This is a genomic window from Aridibaculum aurantiacum (genome assembly GCF_017355875.1).
Taxonomy (GTDB): domain Bacteria; phylum Bacteroidota; class Bacteroidia; order Chitinophagales; family Chitinophagaceae; genus Segetibacter; species Segetibacter aurantiacus.
Genome location: NZ_JAFEWC010000001.1, coordinates 2,769,040 through 2,787,252 on the forward strand (window position 1 = coordinate 2,769,040; position 18,213 = coordinate 2,787,252).

6 protein-coding genes are annotated in these 18,213 nt (G+C 44.5%); 4 read left to right on the forward strand and 2 right to left on the reverse strand.

All coding sequences use genetic code 11. The features are described 5' to 3' along the window. Nucleotides 1-57: 57 nt before the first annotated feature. From J4N22_RS11605 to J4N22_RS11620, 4 genes are all read left to right on the forward strand, one after another. Nucleotides 58-5,862 (forward strand): T9SS type A sorting domain-containing protein, encoded by a 5,805-nt coding sequence (locus J4N22_RS11605; protein WP_207494473.1) that lies wholly within the window; start codon nucleotides 58-60, stop codon nucleotides 5,860-5,862. Between the two features lie 267 nt (nucleotides 5,863-6,129). Continuing rightward, complete coding sequence (locus J4N22_RS11610) at nucleotides 6,130-9,237, forward strand: PAS domain S-box protein (protein WP_207494474.1); 3,108 nt, start codon at nucleotides 6,130-6,132, stop codon at nucleotides 9,235-9,237. A gap of 379 nt (nucleotides 9,238-9,616) precedes the next feature. Beyond that, entirely contained in the window at nucleotides 9,617-11,821 is a 2,205-nt protein-coding gene (locus J4N22_RS11615) for a CHASE domain-containing protein (RefSeq protein ID WP_207494475.1), read from the forward strand. Nucleotides 11,822-12,040: 219 nt separating this feature from the next. Beyond that, nucleotides 12,041-13,162, forward strand: a complete 1,122-nt coding sequence (locus tag J4N22_RS11620; RefSeq protein WP_207494476.1) for an agenet domain-containing protein — start codon at nucleotides 12,041-12,043, stop codon at nucleotides 13,160-13,162. A 353-nt stretch (nucleotides 13,163-13,515) separates the two neighbouring features. Here the strand turns inward: J4N22_RS11620 and J4N22_RS11625 are convergent, their stop codons facing one another. Further along, nucleotides 13,516-14,943: a TolC family protein gene (locus J4N22_RS11625; RefSeq protein ID WP_207494477.1), complete on the reverse strand. Its 1,428-nt coding sequence runs from the start codon at nucleotides 14,941-14,943 to the stop codon at nucleotides 13,516-13,518. 26 nt (nucleotides 14,944-14,969) lie between these two features. Beyond that, nucleotides 14,970-18,158 carry an efflux RND transporter permease subunit gene (locus J4N22_RS11630; RefSeq protein WP_207494479.1) on the reverse strand — a complete coding sequence of 1,063 codons (3,189 nt, stop codon included), beginning with the start codon at nucleotides 18,156-18,158 and terminating at the stop codon, nucleotides 14,970-14,972. Between the last annotated feature and the right edge of the window lie 55 nt (nucleotides 18,159-18,213).

Here is an 18,213-nt window from a genome sequence, read left to right on the forward strand (position 1 = left end):
CACCTGCTAATCATATGCTCCTTACTGTCGCTGTTATCCTATTCCCAACCTTGTACCATGCAAGGCACCTATACGATTGGTACAGGAGGAAATTACACTACACTAACTTCAGCATTTACTGCATTGCGTACTACCGGAGTAGGCGGACCCGTTATACTAGAACTACTGCCGGGCTATGTAAGCACTGGTGAGACCTTCCCGATCAATCCCGGTAATATTCCTTGTGTAAATGCTTCACGCACCATCACTGTACGGCCACAGGCAGGTGCTAACAATCTTTCGATCAACAGTTCAATGAATATAGCTTTCAGTTTTGCTAATACCAGGTACGTAAAGATCGATGGACGTGCAGGAGGCACAGGTACCACACAGTTGAACATCAACAGTAGCAGTAACCTAGGGTCTTTGATGTTCAACAACGGAGCCCAGTATGATACTGTACGGCATGTAAACATTACTGGTGTAGGCAGTGCAACAGCAGGCATTATTAGTTTCACTACTACCACCAGCATTAGTAATAGTTTTAATGCTGTACAGAATTGCATCATCACCAGCAATAACGGGCAGAACTGTATTTACGCTTTGGGTAGTACAGGAAATAAAAACACCAGCAACACCATCAGCAATTGCGACATCCGCAATTATGGAACGAATGGTGTTTGGCTACGGAATAATAACACGAACTGGACCATCAGAGGCAACAGTTTTTACCATACGACTGGAGGCGGCCCGGGTTCATCCTCTACTATCAGTTCAGGAATATTTGTAGATGACAGTACCTCCGGAGGCTTTGTTGTTACAGATAATTTTATAGGAGGCAGTGCTGCACAATGTGGTGGCAATATGTCCTCTTATTCATTTCGGCCGGCAGGTATCCGGCTGAACGTTGGACGACAGGTAGCCACCAGTGTTCAAAACAATACCATCACCAACATTCGATACCAGAATTACAGCAACTTCGAATACTTTGTAGGTATAGAACTGGATGGCGGAAAGATCCATTGCGGAACCACTACCGGCAACACCATAGGCAGCACTACAACCAGCGGTGCAATCAAAATATTCAGCTCGCTTTACGAGGACCCTGAGATCTGCGGCATCAGGGTAGGTACTGACTTTCTAGGTTCTGCCAGTACGTTAGATACCATCCTCATCCAAAACAATAAGATCGGCGGGTTTGTTTCCCGTTACGCCAGTACATCCGATTATATGGGCGCTGTTCTTTACGGCATCAAAGTGCAGTCGCAGGCAAGCGGCTTCATTGACATTGGTTATAACCTTATTGGTAGCCAAACTGTTTTCCCCGGCATGGATAGCTACAGGGGTATTGATGCCATGCTAACAGGTATATATTCCAAAACGGCAAACAGCGATTATTTTGGATCAGGATATGCCGCAACCAATAACATACATGATAACGAGCTGGTCAACTTCCAGGGTAAGATAGTAGGGATTGATATCCAGGGCGGAAAACAAAAGGTTTACAACAATACACTACGCAAGTTCTACATGGATCATAATGAACTTTCTGCTACTGGAATAAGAGTGAACTCTACTACTACCGGCACACTGGTAAAGGGTAATAAGATACATAGCTTTACTATACGCAATGGCTACTCATATGGCATTGAGGGCATCTTTGTTGGCGAAAAAGCTTACGGTTGCAGAGTAGAAGGCAATTTCATTCACAGCTTCCAGAGAAATGCCACCTGGGATGGTGGTGGTCAAACAGCCATATTTACCATGGCTCCTGCGGCAGAGATTGTCAACAACATGATCAGGTTAGGCAGGGATACCACAGGGTCATCACCTAATCCTAATCCAGGCATGAACATAATTGGCATAGAAGCCATTCTTGACAGCACGCTTATCAGCAATAACACGGTGTACATAGATGCTACAAATGCAAATACCTATACATCATATTGCCTGAAAATTGAAAGTGCTACAGCAAAACCTAAGTGGATAATCAATAACATATTGGTAAATCACCTCCCTTGTACCACAGGGTCATGGTGCCAGCATGCACCTTTTTATTATGGAGCAAATGTAGATACCGCAGGGCTTCAGCTTGATTACAACATTTACCACACCACAGCTTCCATCCCGTATGGGATATGGAACAACCAGCAACATTCACAGATTGCTGACTGGCGAGCTGCTACCAGGCGCGATCAGCATTCTATGTTCACACCTGTAAATTTTGTGAACGGAACAGGAGGTGTAAATAATGTAGACCTGCACCTAACAAATCCAACACCCGCAGAAGGCACAGGCATAATAGACAGCCGTGTATTGGTTGATTTCGATCAACAACAGCGTGCTGCATTTTCACCTGCAGATATAGGTGCAGATGCCGGTAATTTTGTTTTAATAGATGGTGATGTTCCGGTGCTAACGCATGGAAATTTTATTGGGCAACATTTGGATTCAAGCCAGGTTTACCCGGTGAAGATCACCGACAATGGCAGCGGCATTGATACAACAGGTGGAAACAAGCCAAGGATGTGGTTTCGTAAAAAGCACCCTTCGGTGAGTAACTGGTTTAGTACTGCGGGAACTCTGGAATCAGGTAATTTATTTGAAGGAAACTGGAACTTTATACCTGACCTGCCTGCAACAGGATTAAGCTTTAGTGCAGGCGACTCACTCGAGTATTATTTTGTTGCGCAGGATAAGCGACCTCTGCTTGGTTATTCCAATACACCAGGCACCAATCATACTTCTGTAAATACACAACTGAGTGCTCCTACTTCTCCATTGCAACTCTTATTGTATGGCACCCTCCCAGACACAATCAATATAGGAACCGGGGAAATGTTCACCTCGCTCACCAATGACGACGGCTTCTTCCAGGCCTGTAGGAAAAACATCTTCAAAGAAACCACGACTAAAGTGGTGGTATATATTACAAGTGACCTTGCAGAAACTGGCAAGCACAGGTTAGAGCTATTAAAACCAATAGGTCCTCGCATTGAGATCAAAACACCTACACCTACGCTCAAACAAGTACGCAAGGCAAACTTGTCGGGTAACATGATCGATATCTATCACTCTCCTAATGTTCACCTTGATGGATCAGTGAATGGCTCAGGCAGGTATCTTCTATTTGGCATCAGTCATACGAACCCGCAATACACTTCTACCGCAATTAGGTTCTTTGGTAAATTAGGCGACGTAACAGTAAATTCCTGCATTTTCGAATCAAATAGCAACTACAACTACATTCCTGCTCTTGAAGTAAATGCAACCGACACAACAAGAAAGGTTTTGATCAGTAACAACCTTTTTAGGGAAGCAACTAACGGTGTTACAGGTTTGCCTAAAGCGATGTTATCGGCAGGCGGATCACGCCTCCTGGATAGCTTTGTGATCAGGCAAAATGAATTCATCAACTTTGGTCAGTACGGAGTCAGCGTATCTCACAACAATCAACTTTCCACCCAGACAAGGATGTTTGTGGACAGTAACCATTTCTACTATACTACTACCTACGAACAGGCAGGCGATAGAATAGCCATCAATGCAAGCAGTTCGTACAACCAGCTAACGATCACCAACAACTTTATTGGTGGAACGCAAAAGTTTTGTGGAGGCAACCGGCTTACAGGAAAGTTCAAACTAATAGGCATCAACCTGGATGCTTCTAATGCGCAGGAAAGCTTTATAACCAACAATACCATTCAAAACATATCATTAACCGATTTCTCCAGCAGTTTAACAGGCATCAATCTCACCAATGGTATGACTACTGTAAAGAACAATCTTATTGGACACCCAACGAGGGACTCCAGCATTATGGCTATTCATACAGTAACAGGAATTGGAGGATATGTAGCGGTGTATACTAATAACACCCCAACAAACCGTATTGAGAACAATACAGTGGCAGGTGCAGTAGCCAACTACTTTTATGGTATCAACTTCCAGGGAAGAAAAGGTTACATTCTCAACAACCGTGTCTTCCGCGGAACATCCGTATACGGCGGCACTTATTCAGGAATGAAGATCTGGTTAGATACCGGGCGAATAGAAGGAAACCATATTTACGCGCTAAAGAATATCAACACCAATTGGGGTAGCTTCAATATAGGCCTCGATGTCGTTCAAACAGCGGCGGTACCGAATAAGCTTTGGATTGCCGGCAACCGGATCCATGGTCTTTCCAGTAAAGAGGCAAGCGGCTCGTACATCGCAGGTATACGCACCGGCAATGGTGAGTACCATATTTACAACAACCAGGTAAGTTTGGACGATGCAAGCGGCAACGGCAAGCTTCCATTGTATGGTTTGTACAACATGGGTGCTGCCGGCAACTCCTACAGATCATCAGTTAGATATAACACCGTACGTATTGCAGGTAACAGTACAGCTGCGGTGCCGAGTTACGCCATGTATATAGATGGAGGCGGCTCCCTTACCGCAGTTAAGAACAACTTGTTTTACAACGAAAGAACAACCGGGATAAACAAAAATCTTGCAGTAGGCATGGTATCTACTTCTACCAATCCTGTAACATGGATAGGTGCCGGTGCAAGTAATAACTTGTATGTAACTGCAGATACTGCCAGGGTAAATGAATGGAGAAGTGCTGTCGTAAACATATTCAACTGGAGAGCCAGTTCAGGTGGCGACACTACATCTTTTGCAGCAAAAGTGCATGATCTTCCTGCCAGTGCTTTGTTTGTAAATGCTGCAGAAGGGAACCTAAACATCAACACCCATTCGCCGCTGTGTTGGTACCTGAATGGAAAGGGTGTTCCACAAGCAGACTATGCTGCTGATTTTGACAGTGTGAACATTCGTTCTACTTCAATAACAGACGGCCCTACAGATATTGGTTCAGATGAATTCAATACTACTACGGCTCCTCCCCTGCTTACGGTTTATGGAAGACACAAGCCCGGTGGAGCTGATACGCTTAGCTGGAACGGCAGGATCGTTGGAGTGATAGAATGGTCGAATACAGGTAGCCTGCCCACCATTGATAGTGCTCGCTGGTATAGCGGGGTATGGCCAAACGATACCACCAATGGTGGCAGTACTGCATCAGCACGCTATTGGAGCAGCTATGTAGACATGGCTGTAAGCGGAGGTTCAGGATACCAGTATAAGCTCACCTTATTCTACGACTCATCTATGCTGGGTAAAGTGCAGCATGAAGGGAGTATGGTCCTAAACAAAAAGCAACATAATGTACCGGGCACATGGCAGGCCATTTCGCCTACTATTGTCAATACTGCTATAAAGACAGTAAGCATTGCTAACCAGTCTTCGTTTAGTGAATTTACGGCCACTGATGCTGCGGCACCTTTACCAGTACACCTGCTAGCTTTTGATGCAACTACTAATGCTAACGATGTATTGCTGAATTGGAAGGTAGTACCGGCTGATGAGCATTCATTTGTTGTACAGCGCTCGTATAACGGCAGAGACTTCCAAACCATTGCTACAGCGGCTGCTGTTGCCGGCAAAAGAGAATACAGTATTACAGATGCAGCAATACTGCGTTCGAATAATAAAACGATCTACTACAGGCTTGAAACGATTGAGAAGAGCGGCGATCGCAGTTACAGCAATACAGCCATTGTACGACCACAGGGGCAAAAGACCATAGTAAAAGTGGTTAACCCTTTTAGTAACACTCTAGCCCTTCAGTTGAAACTAGAACAGGCATCGAATGTCAGTATCACACTTACTGATATGAATGGAAGAATATGCAGTAGTTATAGCAACCGCTTGGGCGCAGGTGACCAGCTGATATCATTACCTATGCCATCTGCTTTTGCTACTGGAGTATATACTCTAAGAGTGGAGATAGGTGATAAAGTGACAACCATGCAACTGCTGAAATCAAATTAAGCAGAAACGCATACACATTATGCTTTGCAAGTAGAGGATGACAAATTTGTCATCCTCTACTTTTTATTTATGGAATTCTAAGCCGCTGTTGGTGTTCGGCACCAACAAATTTTTAGTTGGTAAACAAGTCCGAGATGAACACTGGCAAGTTCATTTAATGTTGGTCATGCGACCAGTAAAAGCAAAGGTGAAATAACCAGCAAACAGATAACAAGCGTGATGCGTTTTAGTAATATGCTTGGGCTATCTTCGCTACTACACATTACCATGCAAGAATCTTCCACTTCTCTTCAGATACCAATGGCGAATTATACGATGCTTTTTGAAGCCATGGCTGGCAATGATGTTTTATTACAAGCGGATGCCCCAATTTTTACCATCATTGCAGCCACCCCTTCGTACATAGAACAATCCAACTCATCAAGAGATGCTATGTTTGGGAAAGGAATATTCGAAGTTTTTCCCGACAGTGATGATCCTGGAAATACAGGGACGAAAGAGTTGCTGGCATCCTTACTTAAGGTAATAGAAAGCAAACAGCCGCACCAACTTCCGGTGCAACGGTATGATACGATTGGAGAAGATGGACAATTCATAGAACGATACTGGAGGGCAACCAACAAGCCTGTATTTGCTCCTGGTGGTGAGGTAGCTTACATACTACATTCAGTGGCAGAAATTACCGATCAAATAAATGCTGAAAAAAGAGAAGTTCAGCTTGATGGTATTGAAAAAGTGCATGAGCTATTTATGAACGCTACTATTGTAGTGGGCCTGGTAAATGGTGATGATTATGTTTTGGAAATGGCCAATAAAGAAGCATTCAAACTATGGGGTAAAGGAGAAGAGATAATAGGCAAACCAATACTGGAAGCGTTGCCTGAATTGAACGGCCAGGGTATCATTGAGCTTTTTGACCAGGTACGCAGTACAGGTGAGCCTTTTATAGCCCACGAGGTGCCGGTTACTTCATTTGCTGGAGGAAAAGAAGAACAGCATTATTTCAACCTGGTTTATCAACCATACTACAGTAAGAATGCGACAAAAGCTACCGGGGTATTTACCATCTCTCATGATGTGACGGAGCAGGTTAAAAGCAGGCAAATAGTTCAGCGAAGCGAAGAGGCATTGAAGCGCTTTAAGTTTATGGCCGACAATGCACAGGATCCTTTTATCCTGATGCGGCAGGACGGCACATTTGCCTACCTGAATAAAAAAGCTTTAGATGCATGGGACTACACGGACGAGGAAGCTAAAAACATTCGTGTGCCCGATGTAGATCCCGTATACAAGGATGAAGGCTTTGCAAAACTTTTTGAACAAGCACAAGCAGAAGCGATCTCACAATTTGAAACCATTCATAAACGAAAGGACGGATTCGTTTATCCTGTTGAAGTGAAGGTGAACGGACTTACAATTGGTGGTGAACCATACATGTTTTCAATAGCCAGGAACATAACTGAACGTCGACGGTCGGAAGAAGCGCTTCGGGAAAGTGAAGCTAAATACCGGACCCTTTACGAGTCAATGGACCAGGGCTATTGTACAATTGAACTGATATTCGACGACAACAGGTGTATAGACTTTCGTTACCTGGAAACCAACCCAGCCTTTGAGCGGCAATCAGGACTGCATAATGCCATCGGCAAAACCATTACTGAACTGGCACCCAACATAGAACCTAAATGGTTTCAAATTTATGGCAACGTGGCCCTTACGGGCAATCCTATCCGGGTGGAGGAAGAATCAAAGGCTTTAAACAGGTGGTTTGAAGTATATGCTATGAGAGTAGGTGGTGCTGAAGAAAGAAAAGTCGGTGTATTTTTTACCGATATAACAAGCAGGAAATCTTCTGAGCTTTTACTACAAGAAAACGAGGCTTTGCTTCGGACCGTCTTTGATGCTTCACCTAACTCTCTTTCAGTATTTGAACCAGTTGTAAACGATGAGGGAGAAATAGAAGATCTGAAATTTTTAATTGTTAACCATTTTACGGTTGAAACAACCGGAACAGCTGACCTGGTGGGAAAACGCTATGCTGAGGAGTTTCCGCATGTAAGACAAGCAGGTATATTGGAAGCTTTTTTAGAAGTAGCCAAAACGGGTGTGCCTGCTGATTTTGAAAAATGGTACAAAGGCGAAGGACTGCAACACTGGTTTCGATTTATTGTTAACAAGGTAGGCAACCTTGTGGTTGCCACGGTGGAAGACATAACGAAACGAAAGGAAGCAGAGAAGGCTATGCAGGAAAGTGAAACACGTTTCCGATCGCTTGCTGATGAAAGTCCCATGTTTGTTTTCATCATTGATGCTGACCCTACGGCCCCGGTTAATTATTGGAACAAAACATGGCTTCAGTATACCGGCCAAACTTTAGATAAAGCAACAGGACAGGCATGGGCTAGTTACTTACATGCGGATGATCTACCCTTTGTCATGGAACATTACACCGATGCTTTCCAGGCCAGGACACCTTACTTTATTCCAGCAGTTAGAATAAAGCGGCATGATGGAGTTTACCGCTGGCATGCATTCAAAGGACATCCACGCTTTGATGCTAATGGCGAATTTAATGGTTATATAGGTGTTGGCTTTGATGTGCATGAACAAAAGCTGGCGAAGGAAAACCTGGAGGAACTGGTTGCTCAACGAACAGAGGAGTTACAACGCGTAAATACAGAACTATTACGCTCCAATGCCAATTTAGAAGAGTTTGCCCATGCTGCTTCTCATGACCTGAAAGAGCCGGTACGCAAAATTCATTTCTTTACCAACCAGCTAAAACAACAACTTGGTTCTCATTTCCAGGAAAAGGAAGAAAGGGCATTCAATAGGATAGAAAATGCAACTGAGCGGATGGCTAGTTTGATAGATGATCTATTGCTTTACTCCCACGTAAGCCAACGGCCGCACGAAAAGGAAACTGTTGATCTAAACTTAAAAGTGCAGCGGGTACTGGAAGACCTTGAACTGGATATTGAAGAGAAAGCTGCTATTATAGAAATTGATACGCTACCTGTAGTAAAAGGCTATCCACGACAACTGCAACAAGTGTTTCAAAACCTGCTGAGCAACGCACTCAAGTATAGCTCACCGGGTGTTGTACCACAAATAAATGTTGTTGCAGGACAGGTAACAGAAATGGGCAAAGCCTATTATTCAATTGCAGTTCGTGATAATGGCATTGGCTTTTCACCGGAATACTCTGATGTAATCTTCAAAATGTTTACCCGCCTGCACGGCAAGTCTGAATATAGTGGTACAGGTGTAGGGTTATCTATTGTGAAAAAGGTGGTAGAAAACCATGATGGAATGATAAGGGTTGAAACTGCTCCTGGCGCAGGTTCTACTTTTCATGTTTTACTTCCTGTTTAGTCCGCTGTTGATGTTTTAGCAATATGAGTTAGTTGGTATCAGAGGCAAATATTGTTTGCCATACGATTAACAACTGTAAGCTTGATCTATTAGCTTTATGAGCTTTATGATATTTATCTCGCTTCTCCATTCATGTATTTCCCACATCTTCCAGTGGTGATAATGTATTCTGAATTAGGTTTTCAAAAAGTAGTTATTTACCCATCACAAATGTCTTAGAGAATTTTCCAATTATATATTGGATACTGCTGCAAAATAAGATGGCAATAATCTTAAAGCAATTCTTCAATCAACCGGGCAATACACAATTTAAAATACATATCTTCCTCTCCATTTTTATAAACATAATATTCGCATAACCTCAACCTGATATAGCCTCTTGCCTCTCAAGTTTAGATCTAGTAGTGCCACCCGCAACTTCAGCAAGCCGCTGTTACCAGCTATCCTGTTGTTATGTTCTATTGGATTGACTCTAACAGCCTGGTACATTTCCCGGCACCATTTCAACGACAAGACGAAGGACAGGTTTGACTACCAGGTTAACACTATTCGTTCGGCTATTATTGTAAGAATGACCGCATACGAGCAAGTATTGAGAAGTGCGGTAGGATTGTTCTATGCTTCCGACACAGTTGACAGGTCATCATGGAAGAACTATGTTCAAACACTTCAATTAGACAAATTTTACCCCGGCATCCTTGGCTTGGGCTATACCGCCAGGATCAAACCCAACGAGCTTGACCGTTTTACAAATAGAGTGCGCGCTGAAGGCTTTCCCGATTTTACTGTATGGCCACAAACGGCCAGGGATGACTATTTTTCAATCATCTATTTAGAACCTTTTGAAGGAAGAAATCTTAGGGCTTTTGGATTCGATATGTTTACGCAGAAAAATCGTAAGGAGGCCATGCTGCGCGCCTGGCAAACCGGCGAACCTGCTTTATCAAAAATGGTAACGCTGGTGCAGGAAATAAACAAGGATGTGCAAAAAGGCTGTCTACTCTACCTTCCTGTTTATGATGAGAATATGCCTATTAATACGGTAGAGGAAAGACAAGCGGCCCTGCAAGGTTTTGTGTACAGCCCGTTTAGAATGAATGACCTGATGCAAGGTATCCTGGGCACAGTGGCTGGAGAGATAGAAATTGAATTGTATGATGGCCGCCATATAGATACTGCGCAATTGATTTACACTAGTCATGGTTACAATAATCAGAAGAGCAAGGCTGATTTTTCTGTTGGCCGCAACATCAATATAGCAGGCAATGACTGGACACTGGTGCTAACTACCAGGGAGGCGTTCCTTTCATCTTTTGAAGCCAATCAACCTAATATAATTGCCGTTGCTGGGGTATTAGTCAACCTGCTTTTACTGCTCATACTGGTTAAGATCAATCGACTGAGCAAGCGAAACATGGAACTGGCTGAGAGTTACAAATCAGAGAAAGACAGGTACGAGATTGTATCCGAGATAACCCATGAGATTATTTGGGAGTGGAAACTACCAACGAACACCGTTAGCTTCAATAAGATATTTCCTACACTGATAGGCTTGCAGAAAGCTGTTTCCGAACTGCCTTTTGATGCATGGATCAGCTACATCCATCCTGGCGATAAAGACAGGATAATGGATAAAATGACGGCGCTGCTTAATTCTGACAACCTGTACTGGTCCGATGAATTCAGGTTGGTGAAAGCAGACGGAACTGTCGTGAATATGCTGGCCCGCGGGCAGATCATTCATGATACAAGCGGGAACCCTGTAAGTATGATTGGTTCAATGGACAACATTACCGAGCGTAAGCAGGTGGAAGACGCACAAAGACGTTTTAAGGAAGAACTGGAAAAGACGGTACAGCAACGTACGGCGGCGCTGCAACGGTCAAATGAAGACCTGGAAAGCTTTGCCCATGTTACCAGCCACGATCTGAAAGAACCGGTTCGCAGGATGCTGATCACCGTTGGACAGATCCAGGCGAAATACCAAAACTCGCTGGGTGAAGGTGTTTCCTTACTTGATAAATTATCCAAAGCAGCTAGCAGACTCAACCAAATGATTGAAAGCATCCTGATGTTTTCAACCATCAATTACGAGTCAAAAAAGATAGAGGTGGTCGATCTGAATATCATCATACAGAACGTTGCGGAAGACCTGGAACTGGTGATTGCCGAAAAGCAGGCAGAGATCTCTTATCAACCGTTGCCTGCTATAGAAGGAAGCAGCGCGCTGTTGCACCAGCTATTGTACAACCTCGTCAATAACTCACTGAAGTTTTCAAAGCCTGTCGTAAAACCTTACATCCATATTGATTCGCAGGTGAGGAAAACAGGTACCACTGAAACCGTTGAAATAAAGATTATTGATAACGGTATTGGCTTTAGCCAGGGTGAAGCAAGAAAGATATTCAACAGCTTTGTAAGGCTGCATTCAAAAGACAAATATGAAGGCACCGGCCTTGGCCTGGCGCTATGCAAGCGCATCGTAGAGCGGCATCACGGAACTATTGAGGCCACAGGCTCCTTAGACCACGGCGCCACCTTTATCATCACACTACCGGTGAAACAACCTGCAGAGGTTATTTAGGGAACTATAAATAATGAATGATGAAGTATAAATTGGTGAGTGGTGAGTAGTGAGTAATAAGTATTAAGTGGTAAGTAGAAAGTAGTGAATAGGCACCCGAGATCATTTAGATTTCATAATCGCTAGTTCATCATTCATAGTTCATAGTTCATAGTTGATAGTTCATAGTTAATCTTTCCTATCTTATAGTTCGCAATTCAGCCAATCAAAACTGCTTATATGAAATCAATCATCACCCTTGTCTTGTGTACACTATTTGCTATAGTGGCTACCGCCCAGACCTATGTAAAAGGAACAAAAGTGGAAGTAAACTGGAGCCCGGGCACGTGGTACAAAGCAACAGTAATTGATGTAAGCGACAACCAGTTCAAGGTACATTTAGACGACTATGGTGATGCTTACGATCAATGGGTGTCAAAAGATAAACTTCGGCCCTTACCAACGAACAATGCAATTAAGGCTGCTCCTGCTGGCGCATCTCGTTTCTCGCCGGGAAGTAAAATAGAAATAGACTATAACGGTACGTGGTACAAAGGATCGGTATTGGAAGTGAATGGTGACAAGTACAAAATTCATTATGACGGCTACAGCGACTCCTGGGACACATGGGTAACAGCCGATAAGATAAGAACTGCAAGTAATACTTCCGTAAATGCAGCCGCAACTACAAGGGGTAATGCAACTACCACACAAATCAGGTCAACTGTAAGGGCTGCAGATTACAAAGACACCAATGGTAAGTTATACTTTCGCACCCTTACATGGACCGGCATGTATGGAACCAGTCTCGACATCTCATGGCTATACCTGGGAAATAATGGGAGTATTGTACGTAATCCTATCAATGGTGTAAACCCCGTTGATTTCAAAGCTGAACTCGCAAACAATGCAAGCAATACCGGCAAGTATAAAATAGCTGGTAATAAAATGAACATTACATGGAGTGATGGAAAAACAGCCGAATGGAGTCTTGAAACCAGGAACGGTGAATACGTAGCAATTGATGGAGGAATTGTTACACGGCCAAACGCGCTACCGGCCAATTATAGAATTAGTGGCCAGTATGCAGGTGGTGCTGTATTACCTAATGTATCTTCCATCAGCACATTTATCTTTAGCAAAGACGGAACATTTACCCTTAAAAGATCTGGCGCAGTGCATACTGCCGATATAACCGGGTTGTCGCAAGACACCAACAAAGGAACTTACACCATTACAGGCAACACCTTGCGACTAATCTTCGATAATGGTCAAAAGCAGGTAGCCAATATTTTGATCTGGGATATGAAGGGAGGCAAGAGATACCTGGTGATCAACAGCACGTCTTACCCGCAGGAATAACGTATAAACGCATAATCAAAACGCCGCCGCACATAGCAGGTAAAATGCAAAATGAAAAATGTAAAATCCAAAAAAGTTCAAGCATTCGCCTACTACTCAAGGTATTAAAGCTCCGCAGGCTGATTATTAATCAGGCAACCAACAACGGCAAAAGAGGTTATCAAATTAACTATGAACGATGAATGATGAATGATGAATTAGGATTGATGAAATGATCGTCAATACCAAGAAGCATAAATTATTCACCATTCACAATTCACTATTCACAACTCATTATTCACAACTCACCATTCACAACTCACTCATCACTCACTGTATTGGATATCAACATTTTTAAAACTTTACTCACCTGCTCAAGCCCCACCACCTACAGACCTGTAAAGGTTGATGATGGATTGAAATATCTCTTTCTTCATGTTTGTTTGTTCTATCTGGGCCCGTAATACACTCGCTTGTGCTACTATCACTTCCAAATAGTTCGCATAACCTGCCAGGTAAAGATCATTGGCATTGGCTACACCTTCAGTTAAGGTTTCCACTTCTTCCACCTTCAGGTCATATGCCTGCTTTAGGTTGTCAACTGCCTGCAGATGCGTCACTACTTCCTGGTAGCCTTGCACAATGTTGCGCTGGTAGTTGTAGAATGCTGTGGCCTGCTCTGCATTTGCAATATGTACCCCGGCAATAATTGCCCGCCTGTTGATGATGGGAGCTGCCAGTGAGCTTGCAACACCTGCAGCCACACTTGCACCCGACAGCAATAGTGGCGCCTTGAAAGCATTCAGCCCGATATAAGGATTGATAGACAGCGAAGGTAACATGGCTTTACGCGCAGCACTGATGTCTGCCCTGGCAGCTATAAGCTCAAGTTCTGCCTGCTGCACATCCGGGCGCCGAAGCAATATATCTGCAGGTATACCTGCCTGTATACGTGCAGGCACCTGCTTCGCAATAATAGAAGTATCTCGAACGATCTTCGACGGTAAGCGTCCCAGCAGGTAGTTCAGGTTATTCTCTGTGCGTACGATCGCCTGCCTAATGTCAAGTTCTGTTGCCTGCGTATTTAGCACCTGCGCCTTAAACTGCCGCACGGCGAGCGCTGTAGCTCTTCCACCAGCCATCTGCGCTTCCACTATTTCCAGTCCGCGCTGCTGTAGCGCAATATTTGTCTTTATGATCTTCAATTGATGATCGAGCGCCATCAGCTCGTAGTAATTGCTTGCTACCTCTGCCACCAATTGGGTTGCCACCCATTGCCTTCCTTTCTGGCTGGCCAGGTAGCGGGTATAGGCTGCACGTGACCTGTCTTTCAGCCGTCCCCAGATATCTGCTTCCCACGAACTTCTAAAGCCGAGGAAATACTCTGGAGTAGGGTCTGGTATCTGCCGCTTTTCATCAATATTGGGCGATAGATTGGTATCGAAGTTTCCTACACCATTCAAAGTATACCTGCCATATTTATCCAGCGATAAACCCGCAACAGCATTTACCTGTGGTAGCCTTGCTGCGTTAGCAATACGGGTATTCAGCCGCGCTACTTCAATACGTTGTACTGCTACCTGCAGATCAAAATTGGTAGCCAGTGCAGTATCTATCAACCGTTGCAGGTTTAGGTCAGTGAAGAAGTCTTTCAGTACCAGCCGCCCACCAGCAGTATCTGCAGTAGAGCCAAAGCTGGATGGCAGTTGTACACCCTCAGGTAGTTCTGCCTGTTTTATAGTTGTGCAACCAGTTATGGTAACTGCTGCTATTACAATATAAGGTTTGATCTTGTTGAACATGATAGAATATTATCTGCTTTCTGCTGTTATGCCTGGGGTTGATTTATGGAATGATGACCATTCACATGCTGTGGCTGGGGAGCCACTTGCACTTTCATCTTCCTGTGCTTGTTTTTATTGCCGATAGAAGCGAAAATGACATAGAGGCCGGGGATAATGATTATGCCAAACACGGTTCCGAAGAACATGCCGCCGGCAGCGGCAGTACCTATGGAACGATTGCCCAAAGCGCCTGCTCCCGATGCGATACACAATGGTATCAAGCCTGCAATGAAAGCAAAAGACGTCATAAGAATAGGTCGTAGTCTTGCCTTCGCTCCTTCTTTGGCTGCTGCCAGTATGGATAGTCCCTCCTTGCGCCGTAGTTCCGCAAATTCTACTATCAAGATGGCATTCTTACCCAGCAGGCCGATCAACATTACCAGCGCTACCTGCGCATAAATATTGTTTTCAAGACCCGCAAGTTTTAGCGCAATGAAGGCTCCGAATATTCCCGTAGGTAAAGACAATATCACCGGCAGTGGCAGCATAAAGCTTTCGTATTGCGCAGCCAGTAGAAGGTATACAAACACGAGGCAGAGAATAAAGATATATACAGCCTGGTTGCCGGAAAGTATCTGTTCCCTCGTCATACCCGACCACTCGATCATGTAGCCACGCGGCAATACCTGCGCTGCTGTTGCTTCCACAGCTTCAATTGCTTCGCTGCTGCTAAAGCCCTTTGCTGCTTCGCCATTTATCATGGCTGCTGTGTACATATTGTACCGCGTAATTTGTTCAGGGCCGAATATCCTTTCCATCCTGATGAAGGTGGAATACGGCACCATCAGCCCCTGCTCATTCTTTACATGCAAACGAAGTATGTCTTCAGGTTTTGCCCTGTATTGCGGGTACGCCTGCAGCATTACCTTGTACATCTGCCCAAAGCGTATGAAGTTGGTGGCATAGTAGCTACCCACCAGGGTTTGCAGCGTACTCATAGCATTATCTATACTAATTCCTTTTTGTGCAGCCACATCCTGGTCTACGTGAATGAGGTACTGCGGAAAGTTGGGATCGAAGCTGGTAAAGGCCCCATTGATCACTTTGTTTTGCTGCAATGCCGAAAGAAATTTCTGTGTTACCTCCGAGGTTTCATCCAACGTATTCGCCTTGTTCTTATCCAGCAAACGCATTTCAAAACCACTTGCGTTACCAAACCCAGGAACAGTAGGCGGCGAGAAAAATTCTATCGATGCATCGCTGATGTGTTTTGTATTTTTCTCCAGCTGTTGTATGATGTCATCTACCGAGGCATCACGTGCTTCCCACGGCGCAAGGTTGATCATCGCCATACCATACGATGCGCCACTGATCTCACTCATTAGGCTATAACCCGCCAGCGTACTCACGTTCTCTACCGACTCCACTTTCTTTGTTATGCGTTCCAGTTCGTCAAGCACCTTCTCTGTACGCTCCACGGTAGAACCTGCAGGAGTGGTCACATTCACGTATATCATTCCCTGGTCTTCGGTAGGAATGAAACCGGAAGGAAGTATAGCACTCGCTCCCCATGTAGCAGCAACAAAAAACAACAACAGTACGATCGTTACCGGCTTCCTTACAGCCAGGCGCGTAACGAGACTGCCATACTTGTTCTCTGTCTTGTTGTACAACTTGTTGAAGCGCGAAAAGAACTTGTCCAGCAGGTTTTTCTTCTTTCTACCGGTATTGTGCTTAAGCATAAGAGCACACAGTGCAGGAGTAAGTGTCAGCGCGTTTATACCCGAGATAACAATAGCGATAGCCAGCGTAAGAGAGAACTGCCGGTAAAACACACCTACAGGTCCTGAAAGGAAAGCAACAGGAATGAATACAGCAGACATCACCAAGGTGATGGCAATTACAGCTGCCGTTATCTCTTTCATTGCAGCTATGGTAGCGTCCATCGCATTCAGATGATCCTGCTCCATTTTCACATGGACAGCCTCTACTACCACGATAGCATTATCTACCACTATACCAATAGCAAGTACCAGTGCAAAGAGCGTTAAAATGTTGATAGAGAAACCAAGCAGTTGCAGGAATGCCAGTGTTCCCACCAGTGCTACCGGTACAGCCAGTGCAGGAATTATGGTAGAACGAATGTCTTGCAGGAAGATGAATACCACGATGAACACGAGAATAAATGCCTCGATCAGCGTGTGCATTACCTCGTTGATACTTGCATCAAGGAACCTCGATACATCATACGCATAGTTGTATTCCATACCAGGAGGAAACGTGGTAGCCTTTAGCTCCTGCATCTTTTCTTTGATGTTGTTGATAACGTCACGCGCATTAGAACCCGGCCGCTGCTTTACCATGATGGAGGCTGATGGACGCCCGTCTGTTTTGGAAGCCATATCATAACTAACAGTTCCAAACTCGATATCGGCTATATCTTTCAATCGTACCAGGCCACCATTATCTTCTGCCTTTAGCACTACCTGTTCATAGTCCTCCGGTTTATTGAACTTACCTGTATATTTAAGTACGTATTGTTTTACCTCGCTGCTCTTGCCGGAGTTCTCTCCTGCCACTCCCGGCGCCGCTTCTATATTTTGCCGACGCAGTGCAGCTATCACTTCCTCGCTCGAAATATTGTACGCCAGCATCCGGTCCGGCTTCAGCCATACCCGCATAGAATAGTCTCTCGAGCCCATGATCGTAACAAATCCTACTCCATCGATCCGCTTTAGTTCCTGCAAAACATTTATGTCGGCGAAGTTGTAAATGAACTCTTCGTTCATGCTGGTGTCCTTACTCATGACATTCAGGTAAAGCAGCATACTGTTCACTTCTTTTTCTGTAGTAACACCTGCTTTTATCACCTCTTCAGGCAGCTCGTCAAGCACGGTGGTAACGCGGTTCTGCACGTTTACTGCAGCCTGGTCAGGATCGGTACCTACATCAAAAAACACTTGTATGAGCGTAACGCCATTGTTACTACTTACAGAGTTCATATACGTCATACCAGGCACACCATTAATGGCGCGTTCCAGTGGAGTGGCTACAGCCTTGGCACATACTTCTGCATTGGCGCCATTGTAGCTGGCCGTTACTACAACCGACGGCGGCACTATATCCGGGAACTGTGTTATCGGGAGCCCGAACAATGCAAGCACGCCCAGCAGTGTTATTATCAGGGAAATCACAAGAGACAATACGGGTCTCCTGATGAAAGTTTCAATCATTGGAATTCATTTTTTGCTGCCATGAGGCAGGCCATTTGGGAAAGAGGCCAGTACA